Below are 13,639 nucleotides of genomic sequence, written 5' to 3' on the forward strand. Positions count from 1 at the left end.
GGGCTACAGCGCCGACTCCCATGTCACCGTCGTGCCCCGCGCGCCCCGCTCCGTACGGCCGTCGTCCGCCACCGTCAGGCGGACCCGGGACGGGGTCGCGTCCACCTGCACGTCGATGGAGGTGGTCTCGCAGCGCCGGTGCGCCGCCGCCAGGGCGCCGCGCAGGGCCGCGAGCAGGTCGCCCGCCACCGGCTCCGGCAGCAGGGCGTCCACCGCGCCCGCGAAGTGCACCGACGGCTGGAAGCCGAGCACGGCCGCCGCACCGCCCGTCTCGCGCAGCACCCGCCCCCGGAAGGTCGTCGGGGCGTCGGTCGGCGGCTGCTGGAGGGCGAAGATGGCCGTCCGGACCTCCTGGATGGTGGAGTCCAGCTCGTCCACGGCCCGGCTGAGCTCGTCGCCCACCGTGTCCGCGGACGGGGCGTTCGCAGCCCGCCGCCGGGTGCTCTCCAGCATCATCTCGGTGGCGAAGAGCCGCTGGACCACCAGGTCGTGCAGGTCCCGCGCGATCCGGTCGCGGTCCTCGTACACCGCCAGCTGCTCCCGGTCGTGCTGGGCGTCCGCCAGGACGAGGGCCAGCGCGGCCTGCGAGGCGAACTGCGAGGCGAGCAGCCGGTCCACCGCGTCGTACGGGGGGCCGCCCCGGGCGCGGGGCAGGGCCAGCGTGCCGATCAGCTGGCCGCCGCTCTGCAGCGGAAGCATCATGCTCGGCCCGAACCGCTCCCGGACGTGCGTGGTCATCCGGGGATCGGTCGCCGAGTCCTCGATGAAGACGGGCTCACCGCCGAGGAGCTGTTCCAGCACCGGCGAACCGGGGGCGATCGCCGTCCCCAGCAGGTCCCCGGCGTCCCCGTGCGTGGAGGCGGCCACGATCTCCATGCCGCCCTCGGGGGTCGGCTGGAGCACCACCCCGGCCGCGGCGTCCGCCAGCAACCGGGCCCGTTCGGCCACGCACATCAGGGCGTCCGCCGCCGGGCGTCCGGCGAGCAGGGTCGTGGTCACGGCGGCGGCGCCGTCGATCCAGCGCTCCCGGCGGCGCGCGGTCTCGTAGAGCCGGGCGTTGCCGATCGCTATCCCCGCCTGCGAGGCCAGGACGCGCAGCAGGGCGAGGTCCTCCTCCGTGAAGGGGCCGCCGCCCCGCTTCTCGGTGAGGTAGAGATTGCCGAAGACCTCCGTGTGCACCCGGATCGGGACGCCCAGGAGGCTGTGCATGGGCGGGTGGCCCGGCGGGAAGCCGGCCGCCCGCGGGTCCCGGGTGACGTCGTCCAGCAGCAGCGGGCGCGGGTCGTCGACCAGGGCTCCGAGTACGCCGTTGCGCGCGTCCGGCAGGTGCGGGATCGCCTCCCGCTCCTCCTCGGTGAGCCCGGCCGTGAACAGCTGGGTCAGCAGGACGCGCTCGGGGTCGACGACCCCGAGCGCTCCGTACCGGGCCCCGCACAGCTCGGTCGCCGAGTCCACGATGTGCTGGAGGGTGGCGTGCAGCTCCAGCTCGGACCCGACGTTGAGGACGGCTTCCAGCAGCACCGGAAGGCTTGCGCCCTCCTCGTCGGGTTCCCGGGACCGCTCGGGCCTCGCATCGGGCTCCTGCCCGGCTTTCGTCATTCGGCCAGCGGGTTGAGAACCATGGGGGCGATCTTCCCTTCGAGCATCGCGCCGAGACCGAGTACGGCGCACACGTCCGGCCGTTCCGCGATGGCGACGGGCATTCCGGTGGCGTCCCGCAGCATCTGGTCCAGGCCCGGCAGCAGGGCGCTGCCGCCCACCATCATGATCCCCCGGTCCGTCAGATCGGCGACCAGGTCCGGCGGGCAGTCCCGCAGCACCTTGCCGATGCCGTCGAGGACGGCGGTCAGCGGGGTGTAGATGGCGTCCCGCACGGCGGCGGTGTCCACCTGCACGGAACGGGCGAGTCCGGTGGCCACGTCGCGGCCGTGGATCAGGGTGGAGGCCGGGCCGCCGACGGTGAGGCCGTTGCCGTGGAGGGCCAGCTGGAGCGGCCGGACCGCCTGGCTGGGCAGCATCAGCTCGTGGGCGTGGCGCAGGTGCTGGACGACCGCGTGGTCGATGGCCTCGCCGCCGACCGGGATCCGCTGGGCGGTGACGATCGAGCCGAGGGAGAGGACGGCCACCTGGGTGGCCGCGGCCCCGCACACCATGATCATCGTCGCGGTCGGCTGCTCCACGGGGAGTCCGCAGCCGACGGCCGCGGCGATCAGGGTGTCGACCAGTTCGACGCGCCGGGCGCCGAGGCCGACGAGGGTCTCCACGGTGGCCCGCTGGGCGAGCGGGTCCGCGTCGTGCGGGGTGCAGGCGGCGGCCCGCAGTCGCGGCTTGCGGCGCAGGGCGCGCCGCAGCTTCTCGCCGAGGAGGTGACGCAGCATCCGCTGGGCCATCTCGATGTCGACGACGGTGCCGCCGGAGACGGGGCGCACGACCCGGATGTAGTCGGGCGTGCGGCCGGTCATCCGTTCGGCGAAGGTGCCGACGGCGATGAGGGCGCCGGTGCGCGTGTTGACCGCGGCGACGCTGGGCTCGTCGACCACGAGGCCGGCTCCCTTGACGTACACGCGGGTCCTTGCCGCCCCCAGGTCGACGGCGACGTGGCAGCGGCGCAACTGCTCAAGACTGACGGTCACGGCAGATCCTCCCGAGAGCGCTGACGCAAGAGGACCGACGGAAATGTCGGTCACTTTTCATATCATCGCGGGCAATTCGGTCTCATGGCCCGTTGGGCTGCTCCGGCCGGGGGGTGCGTCGCGGCTGCATGGGGGTGGATTTCTGTACCGACAGGCAGCACCATGCCCGCACCGCACGCGCTACTCACGCGTAACAAGGTAAAGGGGACTCGATGCTGACGGCCCGACAGAGACTGCTGCCACGTGTGGCGCTTCCGGCACTCCTGGCTCTCCTGACCCTCTGTCTCGCGCTGCCGGCGGCCTCCCCGGCCCGGGCGGCCGACCGGGCCGCCTCCCGTAACCCGGTCGTCTTCGTCCACGGCTACAACGCCGACCCGGGTGTCTGGGGATCCCTGCGAGCGGACCTGCGGGCCACCGGGTACACCGACGCGGAGCTCTTCTCCTTCGGCTACGACACCCACCTGTCCGTCAACGAGGTCCTCGCCGGCCGGCTCGGCGCCTACGTCGACCAGGTCCGCCGGGAAACCGGCGCCGCACGGGTCGACGTCGTCGCGCACTCCTTCGGCTCGCTGGTGAGCCGCTGGTACGTGAAGTTCGGCGGCGGCTCGGCCACCGTCGGCCACTGGGTCTCGCTCGCCGGACCCAACCGCGGCACCTCCACCGCCTGGGCCTGCGCCCTGTGGGACCAGGCCTGCCGGGACATGACCCCCGGCTCGTACGTGGTGAAGAACCTGAACAGCGGGGACGAGACCCCGGGCGCGGTGAAGTACGCGACCTTCTGGTCCAACTGCGACGAGACCGTCAACCCGGACGACAGCGTCCCGCTGACCGGAGCCGTCAACACGCCGGTCGGCTGCCTGAAGCACAACGACCTGCTCGGCGACGACGGAACCTCGGCCGGCGTCCGCGCCTTCCTCGCCTCCTAAGGGCTGTCCCCCTCGCCGAGGGAGAACCGCTGGAGCAGGCCGTACGTGAACTCGGCCACGCAGGGCCGACCCCGCGCGGCGAAGGCCAGGCGCCAGCGGGTCGGCGCGGTGCCCTCCATCGGCCGGACCGGGGCGAAGGCCCGTGCCACCTCGTCCACCGTCGCCGACCAGGGCCGCAGATCGTCCGGCGACTCCAGTACGGGCCCCCGCGCGCCCGGGGCCCGGACCAGCCACTCGTTCCACACGGCCCCGTCCGGCGCGGCCAGCACCTCGAAGCGCAGGTCCGGCCAGAGCGGCAGCGCCCACAGCAGGGCCTCGCACTCGAGATCGCCGATCGTGCGCCGCTCGGTGGACCCGGGCGGGCCGAGCACCGAGCGGTACCGGGCGAGGGCTCCGCGGGAGCGGGGTGAGCGGACCATCGCCTGCCAGTGCTTGTTCGCCTCCCGCTGGTCCGCGAGCGAGGCGCCCAGCCGGCGGCGGGCCTCGTCGGCGAGCTCCGGCTGGAAATCGGCCATCCGCCGCAATAGCACCAACTGGAATGTGGTGGGCCCGAAAGATGTCATGGAGGTGACGATTCCACACAGGATCCTTACGTTCTCGGGATCTGGATGTTGCCGCAGACCACGTAGCCTGCGGGCGCCATGAACTATTGCCACGCCTGCCGGAGGCACCTCAACGGCGCACTGGCGTGCGCCGGATGCGGAACCCCCGCCGAGTACCTGATACCGGCCGCGCCCGCCGCCGCGTCGCTCGTCGCGCCCGCCGCCGGAGCGCCGCCGGCAGGCCCGCCGACCGCCCTGGCCGACGTGTTCGCCGACTCGCTCGTCGTGCTGTCCGCCCCGAACGAGCGGCGCGCCGGTGCGCGCCGCCGGGTCACGCACCGGCGCCGCCGCCGGACCGTGCTGACCCTCTCGCTCGGCCTGCTGATCGCGGTCGGCGGCTCGATGGCGGTGGCCCGCATGGCCACCGACGGGGAGCGCACCGACCGGGCCGCGAACGTGGTGCTGACCGACGACGGCCCGCAGCAGCCCGCCCCGCTGCCGGACGCGCCGACGGCGGGTGCACCTACCGGGCCCGGGAAGGCCACGGCGAAGGCCCCCGCCGCGGGTACGAAGACGGCCGGGGCCGGGGCGCCTTCCGGGGGCGTCGCGGAGCCGGGTCCGACGGGGTCCGCCCCCGCCCCCGCCACGTCGGGGCCGGCGTCCCGTACCCCCGGCCCGGGGACGTCCGTACAGGGAACCGCGTCGGGCAGGCCGTCGCAGAGCGCCACCGCGAGCACGCAGGCCCCGCCGCCGCCCACGCAGTCCCCGTCGCCCAGTCCCTCGCCGACGAAGACCTGCTGGCTGTTCTGCGGCTGGTTCTAGGGGGTACCGGCCTCAGGCCAGCATCCGCCTGAGCAGGTCCCGCAGGGCCGTGCGTTCCTCCACGGACAGGCCCGCCAGCGGTTCGCGGGCGAAGTCCAGCGACTCGCGCAGCCGCTCCGCGGTCAGGGTGCCCTCCTCGGTGGGGGCGGCCAGCTTCACCCGGCGGTCGGCCGGGTCCGGGCGGCGTTCTACCAGGCCGCGGGTCTCCAGGCGGTCGATGATGCCGGTCACGTTCGAGGGCTCGCAGCGCAGCTTCAGCGCGATGCGCCGCATCGGCAGGGGCTCCAGGGAGAGCATGTTCAGCACCCTGGCCTGGGCTCCGGTGAGCTGGTGGCTGGCGGCCGCGTGCTCGTACTCCATGTGATAGCGGGCCACGACGTCGCCGATGAGCTCGACGACTTCGACGGTCACTGGGTCCACTCGACGACTGGGCATGGAACCAGCGTACCCATTTACTTGACAACATGAAATATCTAGGCGCATGGTTGTTTCACCTAGTGAAGCAATTTCCTTCGGACCAGGAGCGTCGCATGTCCCAGATCCCCGCCGTCAGCCGCGAGTGGCACCTCGTCCGTCGCCCGCAGGGCTGGCCGGTCGCCGAGGACTTCGCCCTGCGCGAGGTGCCCGTGTCCGCCGAGCCCGCCGCCGGCCGGATCCTCGTACGCAACCTGCACATGTCCGTGGACCCCTACATGCGCGGCCGGATGAACGACGCGAAGTCCTACATTCCGCCGTTCCAGCTGGACGAGCCGATGCAGGGCGGCGCGGTCGGCGAGGTCGTCGCCTCCGCCGCCGAGGGCTTCGCCGTCGGCGACCACGTCCTGCACCACCTGGGCTGGCGCGAGTACGCGGACCTCGACGCGGCGTACGCCACCAAGGTGGACGCCGCGCTCGCCCCGCTCTCCGCCTACCTCGGCGTCCTCGGCATGCCGGGCCTGACCGCCTACGCCGGACTCTTCGAGGTCGCCTCCTTCAAGGAGGGCGACTCGGTGTTCGTCTCCGGCGCCGCCGGTGCCGTCGGCAGCCTCGTCGGCCAGTTCGCCAAGATCAAGGGCGCCTCCCGGGTGATCGGCTCCGCCGGCTCGGACGACAAGGTGACGCTGCTCACGGAGAAGTACGGCTTCGACGCCGCCTTCAACTACAAGAACGGCCCCGTCGCCGAGCAGCTGCCGGTCTCGGCCCCCGAGGGCATCGACGTCTACTTCGACAACGTCGGCGGTGACCACCTGGAGGCCGCGATCTCCTCGATGAAGGTCCACGGCCGGGCCACCCTGTGCGGCGCGATCGCCGGCTACAACGACACCGAGGCCGCCCCCGGTCCGCGCAACCTCATGCAGGTCATCGGCAAGCGCCTGCGCCTCCAGGGCATCCTCGTCAACGACCACAACGGACTGCAGCAGCAGTTCGTCTCGGACGTGGCCGGATGGCTGCGTTCCGGCGAGCTGCGCTACGACGAGACGGTCGTCGAGGGCGTCGAGAACGCGACCTCCGCCTTCCTCGGCATGCTGCGCGGCGAGAACACCGGAAAGATGATCGTTTCTTTCACCGGTTAGGCTCACTGCACACCGTCGTGACCGTGGGCGCGAGTCGCGGCGATTACCAGGAGGATTTTCCTTTATGTCCATCCAGCAGTCCGACGTCGCGTACACCGCTGTCGCCACCGCGCAGAACGGCCGCGACGGCCGCGTCGCCACCAGCGACGGTCAGCTCGACGTCGTCGTGAACCCGCCGAAGGAGCTCGGTGGCAGCGGCGCCGGTACCAACCCGGAGCAGCTGTTCGCCGCCGGCTACAGCGCCTGCTTCCAGGGCGCCCTGGGCGTCGTCGCGAAGAACGTGAACGCCGACATCTCCGGCTCCACGGTCACCGCCGAGGTCGGCATCGGCAAGAACGACGACGGCTTCGGTCTGATCGTCAAGATCTCCGCCGTGATCCCGAACGTGGACGCCGCCACCGCCAAGGACCTCATCGAGAAGGCCCACGAGGTCTGCCCGTACTCCAAGGCGACCCGCGGCAACATCACCGTCGAGCTCGCCGTCTGATCCGGCGCTCGCACAGCGAAGGCCGCACCCCGTCCGGGGTGCGGCCTTCGCCGTAAACTGGCCCCATGCGTGATCTTGCGGGGGGCTTCCGGTATCTGCTGGCCGGTCAGCGATGGGTGTTCGGGCACGGCCGGTGGCTGGGCTTCGGGCTGCTGCCCGGGCTCGTGGCGTTCGTCCTCTACGCCGGGGCCCTGGTCGGCCTCGGCTACGGAGCCGACGACCTGACCGCCTGGGCCACCCCCTTCGCCGACGACTGGTCCTCGCCGTGGCTCCCGCTCTTCCGCGGCTTCCTGACCGCCCTGCTCTTCAGCCTGGGGCTCTTCCTCGCGGTGATCACCTTCACGGCCGTGACCCTGCTGATCGGCCAGCCGTTCTACGAGTCCCTCTCGGAGCAGGTCGACCGCAGCCAGGGCGGCGAGGTCCCCGAGTCCGGGCTCCCGCTCTGGCTGGAGCTGTGGGTCTCCGCCCGGGACAGCGTCAAGGTGCTCGGGCGGGTGCTCCTCTACGGGATCGGGCTCTTCGTCCTCGGCTTCGTCCCGGTGATCGGGCAGACCGTGATCCCGGTGCTCGGCTTCTGCGTCTCCGGATACTTCCTGACCCAGGAGCTCACCGCCGTGGCCCTCCAGCGCCGCAAGGTGGAGCTGCCGGACCGGCTGGAGCTGATGCGGTCGCGGCGGCTGCTGGTGCTGGGCTTCGGAGTGCCGCTGGTGCTCGCGTTCCTGGTGCCGCTGGTCGCGGTGTTCCTGATGCCGGGAGCGGTGGCGGGGGCCACGCTGATGGCGCGCGACCTCATGCGGACCGACGAGGCTCCGGCCGCCGAAACCACCCCCGCGGGCTTCGGACCGCCGCCGCCCGCGTACTCGTAACCACCGGCCCGCCCCGGGCCGCCTACCGCTTCAGCAGCAGGATGGCCCCCGTGGGCCCTGGAACCCCTGGGGGCGTGGGGCAGCAGGCACCTGCTGCCCGACTCGGCGTAGACCGCAGCCGCAGGGCCAGGCGATCCGCGCGGACCGGGCCGGGTGCGGCGGGCCGGGCGCGCGCCGGGGCGTCTCCTCGGGCGCCGAACGGGGCCAGGGGTCGGAGAGTGCGGCGGCAGTGCGTACGGCGCCCTGCGGGGACGCCCCGGCACACACCCGACCCCGTCACAACCGGCGGGCGGACCTCAGGCGCGCGGCTCCACCCACAGCGCCTCGGCGACGGCGCACAGTTCACCGTCGGCCGTGGCCAGGGCCGTGCCCACGGTGTACTTGCGGCCCGCCGCCGACAGCATCCAGGCGTACGAGACGAGCCCCTCGCCCACCGGCACCGGGCGCAGCAGCCGGGCGCCGAGCGCGGCGGTGACCGCGCCCGCCCGGCGGCCGTCGAGCAGCCGCCCGGCCGCGTTCCCGGGGCAGTCCAGCGCGCCCCACACCAGCTCGGGCGGCAGCAGCCCGTCCGCGCCGCCCAGTTCGGGCGCGGGGGTCCAGGCGGTGGCGACCAGCCCGCGGCCCGGCACCGTGCCGCAGTGCAGGCGCAGCCCGGTGGCGGGCGTCCGGTCGAGGCCGCAGCCGAAGCAGTCGGCCTGACCGTCCGGCGGGTCCGCCCGGAAGGCCTCGGCCGCCGCTACGGCCCGGTCCCAGGAGGGGGCTTCGGGGGCGTCCGTACGCGGCCCCTCGGCCGGGGTCGCCGCGGCCAGCAGCAGCTCGCCGTCCGTCAGCTCGCAGCCGCCGTCCGCGGTCGCCGAGAGCCGGACCGGGGCCCCGGTCGGCACGGGCCGCCGGAAGTCCACCCGTACGTCCTTCGCGGCGGCCCGGGCGGCCAGGAGGCCGGCCACGTAGCCGCCGAAGGCCACCCCCGGATATCCGTGGAGGCGTTCCGGAACCGTGATCGTCTCGAAGTCGCTCATGGCGCCCACCCCATCACACCGGGGCGCCCGCGACCGAGGCCGTCACCACCGAGGCCGTACGGTCGTCCGCCTCGGCCAGCAGGGCGCCGCCCGGCGCCCACACGGCCGCGCGGCCGCAGCCGGTCCACGGGCCCGCCGGGCCGACGTGGTTGGCGAGGACCACGTACAGGCCGTGCTCCCGCGCGATCCCGGGATACACGGTGGCGCGCTCGTGGATCCCGTCGCCCGTCCCGTACAGGGAGCTCGCCAGGTGGACCCGGCAGCCGTCGGCGGCGCCCCGGCCGGGCAGTTCGGGGAAGTGGTTGTCGAAGCAGACGCCCAGGGAGAAGCGGATCCCGCCGAGTTCGAAGCGTCCGTCGGCCGCGCCGGGCTGGAAGACCTCCTGCTCGTGCCGGTACAGGTGCTGCTTCGCGTACGTCGTCACGTGCGCGCCGTCCGCGTCGTGGACCAGCGTCGCGAGGGCGGGTCGCGGGCCGCCGGTGGGCAGGGCGACGTTCACCGCGGTGGCGATCCCGGCGGAGCGCAGCGGATCCAGCCGGGGGTCGTCGGCGGCCGTCCACAGGCCCGGGTCGGCGGTCAGCGCGGCGAGCTCGTACCCGGTGAGCGCGAGCTCGGGGAACACGACCAGTGCGGCGCCCTGTTCGCGGGCCGTGGCGGCGAGGGCGGCGGCCTGCGCGACGTTGGCGCGGACATCGGCGGGGATACAGGTCAGCTGCGCTGCGGCGATCTTCACCCGGTCAGGATGCCAGCCCGGCCGCGACCTCCTCCAGCAGGGCCAGGAAGGCCAGGGCGGCGGGGGAGGGGGCGGTCCCGCGCGGGGTGGCGGCGTAGACCCGGCGGCGCGGGGTGTCGTCCGGGTGCAGGGGGACGCTGGAGGCGGCCGGTGCGGTGGTCGCCGGCACGCCCGGCGGGGCCGTGCGCGATGCGGACCTCGTCGTCACGATGCTGGCCGATCCGGCTGCCCTGCGGGCCGTCGCGGAGGGCGTGCTGCCCGCCCTGCTGCCCGGCGTCCACTGGATCGACACGTCGACGGTCGGGCCGGAGGCGGTAGGGGAGCTCGCGGGGCGGCTGCCGGCGGGGGTGACGCTGACCGACGCGCCCGTGATGGGCAGTGTGGACCGGGCCGCCACGGGGGAGTTGTGGGTGCCGGCCGGTGGTGACCCGCTGCCGGCCCGGGTGGGGGAGGTCCTCAACGCCTTGGGTGAGGTCACCGGCTGCGGGCCGCTCGGTTCGGGCGCCGCACTGAAGCTGGTCCTGATCAACGCGGCGGTCGGCGGGGTGGCTCTGGTGGCCGAGGCCCTGAGGCTGGGCGAGGCCATGGGCCTGCCGGAGGAACTGGTCCGCGGCCAACTGGTCCGCGGCCAACTGGCCCGCGGCCAACTGGCCCGCGGGCCGCTGGCGGGCGCGGTGGCCCGTGCGTACGCCGGCACGTCGAACTTCCCGGTGGCCCTGGCCGCGAAGGACGTGGCCCTGGCCACCGCCCACGCGCCGCTGCCGATCCTGGAGTCGGTCCACGCCGTACTGACGTCCCGCCCGGAACTCGCCGCCCGGGACCTGTCCGGCATCCGCCGCTAGGCGGTCTTCTCCGGCCCCCGCAGCAGCGTCAGGAACGAGCGGAAGGCGGCGGGCATGTCCACCGACTCGGGGGCCAGCAGCCACTGGTACTGGAGGCCGTCCATGACCGCCGTCAGCAGCGGGGCCGCCTGCTCCGGGGTGAGGCCCGAGGGGAGGCGGTCGCCGAACTCGGCGCGCAGCACCGCCGCCATCTCCGCGCGGACCTGGGCGTAGCGCTCGGTGAAGAACTCCCGGGCCGGGTGCCCGTCGGTGACGCTCTCGCCCAGCAGCGCCGAGAAGGTCTGCACGATGCCCGGGCGCATGGCGTTGTACTCGACCAGCGAGGCCAGCAGGTCCAGGCGCCAGGTGCCGGCCGCGGAGCGCGAGCCGCCGCCCGTGTCCCAGCGGTCGCGTTCCTCCAGCACCGCGACCAGCAGGGCCTCCTTGGTGGGGAAGTGGTGCAGCAGCCCCTGCTGGGTCAGGCCCACGCGTTCGGCGACGGTGGCCAGGGACGCGCCCCGGTAGCCGCGCTCCGCGATCACCTCGACGGCGGCGCGGACGATCTCCCCGCGGCGCTCCTCGCTCCTCGCCCTGACCATCTCCCGGCACCCCTTCCCGTTCGGGCCCTGCTCACAGGACCGTACGGCATTCGAATATCACGAACAGATCACGAACCCTACCGTTCAACAGGCAACAGGTCCACGATGGGGGCACCGCACCGCACCGCACCGCACTCAACGAGGAGGCACGGCCGTGACCGATGCCGATCAGGTCCGCGACCAGACGCGCAACGACGCCGTCGAGGCGGCGCTGGGCAAACTGGATCTCGACACGAAGGCCCGGCTCCTGGCCGGCCGCGACATGTGGTCCCTGCCCGCCGTCCCCTCGATCGGGCTGGAGGCCCTGGTCATGTCCGACGGCCCCATCGGGGTCCGCGGCGTGCGCTGGACCGCCGACGACCCCTCCATCGCCCTGCCCTCCCCGACCGCGCTCGCCGCCGCCTGGGACCCCGCGCTCGCCCGCCGCGCCGGCCGGCTCCTCGCCCAGGAGGCCCGCCGCAAGGGCGTCCACGTCCTGCTCGCGCCCACCGTCAACCTGCACCGCTCCCCGCTCGGCGGCCGGCACTTCGAGTGCTACTCCGAGGACCCGTACCTCACCGGCGCCATCGGCGGCGGCTACGTGAACGGCGTCCAGGACGGCGGGGTCGGCACCACCGTCAAGCACTTCGTCGGCAACGACGCCGAGACCGACCGGTTCACCGTCGACAGCGTCATCGCCCCCCGCCCGCTGCGCGAGCTCTACCTCGCACCCTTCGAGGCCATCGTCGCCAATGCCCACCCCTGGGGCATCATGACCGCCTACAACCAGGTCAACGGCACGACCATGACCGAGCACCAGTACCTGGTGAACGAGGTCCTGCGCGCCGAATGGGGCTTCGACGGCTGCAACGTCTCCGACTGGATGGCCGCCCGCTCCACCACCGGCGACATCCTGGGCGGCATGGACGTGGCCATGCCCGGCCCCACCACCGTCTACGGACCCGCCCTCGCCGAGGCCGTCCGCGCCGGCGAGGTCCCCGAGGCCGCCGTGGACGAGGCCGTGCGCAACGTCCTGCGCCTCGCCGCCCGCGTCGGCGTCCTTGAGGGCGCCCCCGCCGCCGTGGAGAGCCTCCCGGCCCCGGTCGACGGCCATGCGCTGGCCCGCGAGCTCGCCGCCCGCGGCTTCGTCCTCGTCCGGAACGAGGGGGCGCTGCCGCTCGACATCGCCGCCGGCGGCACCGTCGCCCTCGCGGGCGCCGCCGCCCGCGACGCCCGCGTCCTCGGCGGGGGCAGCGCCACCGTCTTCCCCGAGCGCGTCGTCTCCCCGCTCGACGGCCTCACCGCCGCCCTGCCCGAGGGAGCCGTCACCTTCAGCGTCGGCGCCGACCCCTCCGACGAACCCACCCCCGCCGGTCAGGGGTTCGAGCTCCACGCCGTCTGCCGGGACGCCTCCGGGGCCGTCCTCGGCGAGGGCGGCCTGCCCTCCGGCCAGGTCCAGTGGATCGGCGACGACCTGCCCGCGGGGGTCACGTACGAGACGATGGCGAGCATCGAGGTCCGCGGTACGTTCCTGCCGCGCGAGAGCGGCGAGCACGCCTTCGGCACCCGCGGACTCGGCGCCTTCGCCCTCGCCGTGGGCGGCGAGACCCTGTGGAGCGGCGTCCAGGAGATGGGCAACGAGGCCGACCCCTTCGAGGCCTTCTTCGGCGCCCCCAGCGAGCGCGCCCGCGTCACCCTCACCGGGGGCGAACCCGTCGAGGTGTCACTGACCTACCAGGTCCCCGACGTGAGCGCGCTGCCGCTCAGGGCGGTCATGTTCTCGCTGCTGCACCTCGGCCCGCAGCGCGACGCCGACGAGCTGATCGCCGAGGCCGTGGCCGCCGCCCGCGAGGCCGACACCGCCGTCGTGGTCGTCGCCACCACCGAGCGGGTGGAGTCCGAGGGCTTCGACCGGCGGGACCTCACCCTCCCTGGTCGCCAGGACGACCTGGTGCGCGCCGTCGCCGCCGTCAACCCCAACACGGTGGTCGTCGTGAACGCGGGCTCCCCGGTGGAGCTCCCGTGGCGCGAGGACGTGGCCGCCGTCCTGCTCACCTGGTTCCCCGGACAGGAGGGCGGGGCCGCGCTGGCCGACGTACTCCTCGGCGACGCGGAGCCGGGCGGGCGGCTGCCCACCACCTGGCCCGCGCGGTTCGCGGACGCGCCCGTGACCGAGGTCGTCCCCACCGAGGGGCGCCTGGAGTACGGCGAGGGGCTCTTCATCGGCTACCGCGCGTACGAGAAGCACGCCGTGACCCCCGCCTACCCCTTCGGGCACGGCCTCGGCTACACCGACTGGACGTACGAGTCCGTGGAGGTCACCTCCGACACGGTCCGGGTCCGCCTCACCAACACCGGCACCCGGCCCGGCCGCGAGGTCGTCCAGGTCTACCTGGCCCCCGTCGCCGACCCCGTCGAGCGCCCCGCGAGCTGGCTGGCCGCCTTCGCCGGCGTGGCGGCGGGCCCCGGCGAGAGCGTCGAGACCGAGATCGCCCTGCCCGCCCGGGCCTTCGAGATCTGGGACGAGGAGGCCCGCGGCTGGCGGCGGATCGGCGGCACCTACGAGGTCCGCGCGAGCCACTCGCACGGTGACACCCGGCTGACCGCGACGCTCGACATCGCGTGACACACCGTATGGCCGGAAATCACCCCTGAAAAG

15 protein-coding genes are annotated in these 13,639 nt (G+C 73.9%); 7 read left to right on the top strand and 8 right to left on the bottom strand.

Annotated elements, in window-relative coordinates:
* Positions 1 to 3: 3 nt before the first annotated feature.
* Both ACGFZK_RS18460 and ACGFZK_RS18465 read right to left on the bottom strand, forming a co-directional pair.
* Complete coding sequence (locus ACGFZK_RS18460; RefSeq protein WP_393849918.1) at positions 4 to 1,599, bottom strand: GAF domain-containing protein; 1,596 nt, start codon at positions 1,597 to 1,599, stop codon at positions 4 to 6.
* Positions 1,596 to 2,633: a rod shape-determining protein gene (locus ACGFZK_RS18465; protein ID WP_393849919.1), complete on the bottom strand. Its 1,038-nt coding sequence runs from the start codon at positions 2,631 to 2,633 to the stop codon at positions 1,596 to 1,598. The genes ACGFZK_RS18460 and ACGFZK_RS18465 overlap by 4 nt, the downstream gene beginning before the upstream one ends.
* A gap of 245 nt (positions 2,634 to 2,878) precedes the next feature.
* Here ACGFZK_RS18465 and ACGFZK_RS18470 point away from each other — a divergent pair, with 245 nt between their 5' ends.
* Entirely contained in the window at positions 2,879 to 3,559 is a 681-nt protein-coding gene (locus ACGFZK_RS18470) for an esterase/lipase family protein (protein ID WP_393849920.1), read from the top strand.
* On the opposite strand, the gene ACGFZK_RS18475 is transcribed toward ACGFZK_RS18470, so the two are convergent.
* Entirely contained in the window at positions 3,556 to 4,122 is a 567-nt protein-coding gene (locus ACGFZK_RS18475) for a hypothetical protein (RefSeq protein WP_393849921.1), read from the bottom strand. The two genes, ACGFZK_RS18470 and ACGFZK_RS18475, sit on opposite strands and share 4 nt — an antisense overlap.
* A gap of 78 nt (positions 4,123 to 4,200) precedes the next feature.
* Between ACGFZK_RS18475 and ACGFZK_RS18480 the strand changes: the two genes are divergently transcribed.
* Positions 4,201 to 4,923, top strand: coding sequence for a hypothetical protein (locus tag ACGFZK_RS18480; RefSeq protein ID WP_393849922.1), 723 nt, complete (start codon positions 4,201 to 4,203; stop codon positions 4,921 to 4,923).
* Positions 4,924 to 4,935: 12 nt separating this feature from the next.
* On the opposite strand, the gene ACGFZK_RS18485 is transcribed toward ACGFZK_RS18480, so the two are convergent.
* Entirely contained in the window at positions 4,936 to 5,358 is a 423-nt protein-coding gene (locus ACGFZK_RS18485) for a MarR family winged helix-turn-helix transcriptional regulator (RefSeq protein ID WP_393849923.1), read from the bottom strand.
* Positions 5,359 to 5,453: 95 nt separating this feature from the next.
* On the opposite strand from ACGFZK_RS18485, the gene ACGFZK_RS18490 reads away from it, so the two are divergent.
* The 3 genes from ACGFZK_RS18490 (at position 5,454) to ACGFZK_RS18500 (ending at position 7,829) form a co-directional block, all read left to right on the top strand.
* Positions 5,454 to 6,476, top strand: coding sequence for an NADP-dependent oxidoreductase (locus tag ACGFZK_RS18490; protein ID WP_393849924.1), 1,023 nt, complete (start codon positions 5,454 to 5,456; stop codon positions 6,474 to 6,476).
* 64 nt (positions 6,477 to 6,540) lie between these two features.
* Positions 6,541 to 6,963, top strand: a complete 423-nt coding sequence (locus ACGFZK_RS18495) for an organic hydroperoxide resistance protein (protein ID WP_393849925.1) — start codon at positions 6,541 to 6,543, stop codon at positions 6,961 to 6,963.
* A 65-nt stretch (positions 6,964 to 7,028) separates the two neighbouring features.
* Positions 7,029 to 7,829 (top strand): EI24 domain-containing protein, encoded by an 801-nt coding sequence (locus tag ACGFZK_RS18500; RefSeq protein ID WP_393849926.1) that lies wholly within the window; start codon positions 7,029 to 7,031, stop codon positions 7,827 to 7,829.
* A gap of 296 nt (positions 7,830 to 8,125) precedes the next feature.
* Here the strand turns inward: ACGFZK_RS18500 and ACGFZK_RS18505 are convergent, their stop codons facing one another.
* The 3 genes from ACGFZK_RS18505 to ACGFZK_RS18515 are packed head-to-tail and all read right to left on the bottom strand — an operon-like array spanning position 8,126 to position 9,750.
* Entirely contained in the window at positions 8,126 to 8,848 is a 723-nt protein-coding gene (locus ACGFZK_RS18505) for a PaaI family thioesterase (protein WP_393849927.1), read from the bottom strand.
* Between the two features lie 13 nt (positions 8,849 to 8,861).
* Complete coding sequence (locus ACGFZK_RS18510) at positions 8,862 to 9,581, bottom strand: carbon-nitrogen hydrolase family protein (RefSeq protein WP_393849928.1); 720 nt, start codon at positions 9,579 to 9,581, stop codon at positions 8,862 to 8,864.
* A gap of 4 nt (positions 9,582 to 9,585) precedes the next feature.
* On the bottom strand, positions 9,586 to 9,750 hold the full coding sequence (locus tag ACGFZK_RS18515) for a hypothetical protein (RefSeq protein WP_393849929.1): 165 nt from the start codon (positions 9,748 to 9,750) through the stop codon (positions 9,586 to 9,588).
* A gap of 13 nt (positions 9,751 to 9,763) precedes the next feature.
* Between ACGFZK_RS18515 and ACGFZK_RS18520 the strand changes: the two genes are divergently transcribed.
* Entirely contained in the window at positions 9,764 to 10,423 is a 660-nt protein-coding gene (locus ACGFZK_RS18520; protein ID WP_393849930.1) for an NAD(P)-binding domain-containing protein, read from the top strand.
* Here the strand turns inward: ACGFZK_RS18520 and ACGFZK_RS18525 are convergent.
* Positions 10,420 to 11,001 carry a TetR/AcrR family transcriptional regulator gene (locus ACGFZK_RS18525; RefSeq protein ID WP_393849931.1) on the bottom strand — a complete coding sequence of 194 codons (582 nt, stop codon included), beginning with the start codon at positions 10,999 to 11,001 and terminating at the stop codon, positions 10,420 to 10,422. The two genes, ACGFZK_RS18520 and ACGFZK_RS18525, sit on opposite strands and share 4 nt — an antisense overlap.
* Positions 11,002 to 11,155: 154 nt before the next feature.
* Here ACGFZK_RS18525 and ACGFZK_RS18530 point away from each other — a divergent pair, with 154 nt between their 5' ends.
* Entirely contained in the window at positions 11,156 to 13,606 is a 2,451-nt protein-coding gene (locus ACGFZK_RS18530) for a beta-glucosidase (protein WP_393849932.1), read from the top strand.
* Positions 13,607 to 13,639 lie beyond the last annotated feature (33 nt).

Origin of the sequence: Streptomyces sp. NPDC048257, assembly GCF_043201855.1 — a bacterium.
GTDB lineage: Bacteria > Actinomycetota > Actinomycetes > Streptomycetales > Streptomycetaceae > Streptomyces.

Bases quoted from the DNA above. Each gene is read 5' to 3' on its own strand.
- ACGFZK_RS18460 (WP_393849918.1), bottom strand. From the start codon at position 1,599: ATGACGAAAGCCGGGCAGGAGCCCGATGCGAGGCCCGAGCGGTCCCGG.
- ACGFZK_RS18475 (WP_393849921.1), bottom strand. From the start codon at position 4,122: ATGACATCTTTCGGGCCCACCACATTCCAGTTGGTGCTATTGCGGCGG.
- ACGFZK_RS18480 (WP_393849922.1), top strand. From the start codon at position 4,201: ATGAACTATTGCCACGCCTGCCGGAGGCACCTCAACGGCGCACTGGCG.
- ACGFZK_RS18485 (WP_393849923.1), bottom strand. From the start codon at position 5,358: ATGCCCAGTCGTCGAGTGGACCCAGTGACCGTCGAAGTCGTCGAGCTC.
- ACGFZK_RS18490 (WP_393849924.1), top strand. From the start codon at position 5,454: ATGTCCCAGATCCCCGCCGTCAGCCGCGAGTGGCACCTCGTCCGTCGC.
- ACGFZK_RS18495 (WP_393849925.1), top strand. From the start codon at position 6,541: ATGTCCATCCAGCAGTCCGACGTCGCGTACACCGCTGTCGCCACCGCG.
- ACGFZK_RS18500 (WP_393849926.1), top strand. From the start codon at position 7,029: ATGCGTGATCTTGCGGGGGGCTTCCGGTATCTGCTGGCCGGTCAGCGA.
- ACGFZK_RS18505 (WP_393849927.1), bottom strand. From the start codon at position 8,848: ATGAGCGACTTCGAGACGATCACGGTTCCGGAACGCCTCCACGGATAT.
- ACGFZK_RS18525 (WP_393849931.1), bottom strand. From the start codon at position 11,001: ATGGTCAGGGCGAGGAGCGAGGAGCGCCGCGGGGAGATCGTCCGCGCC.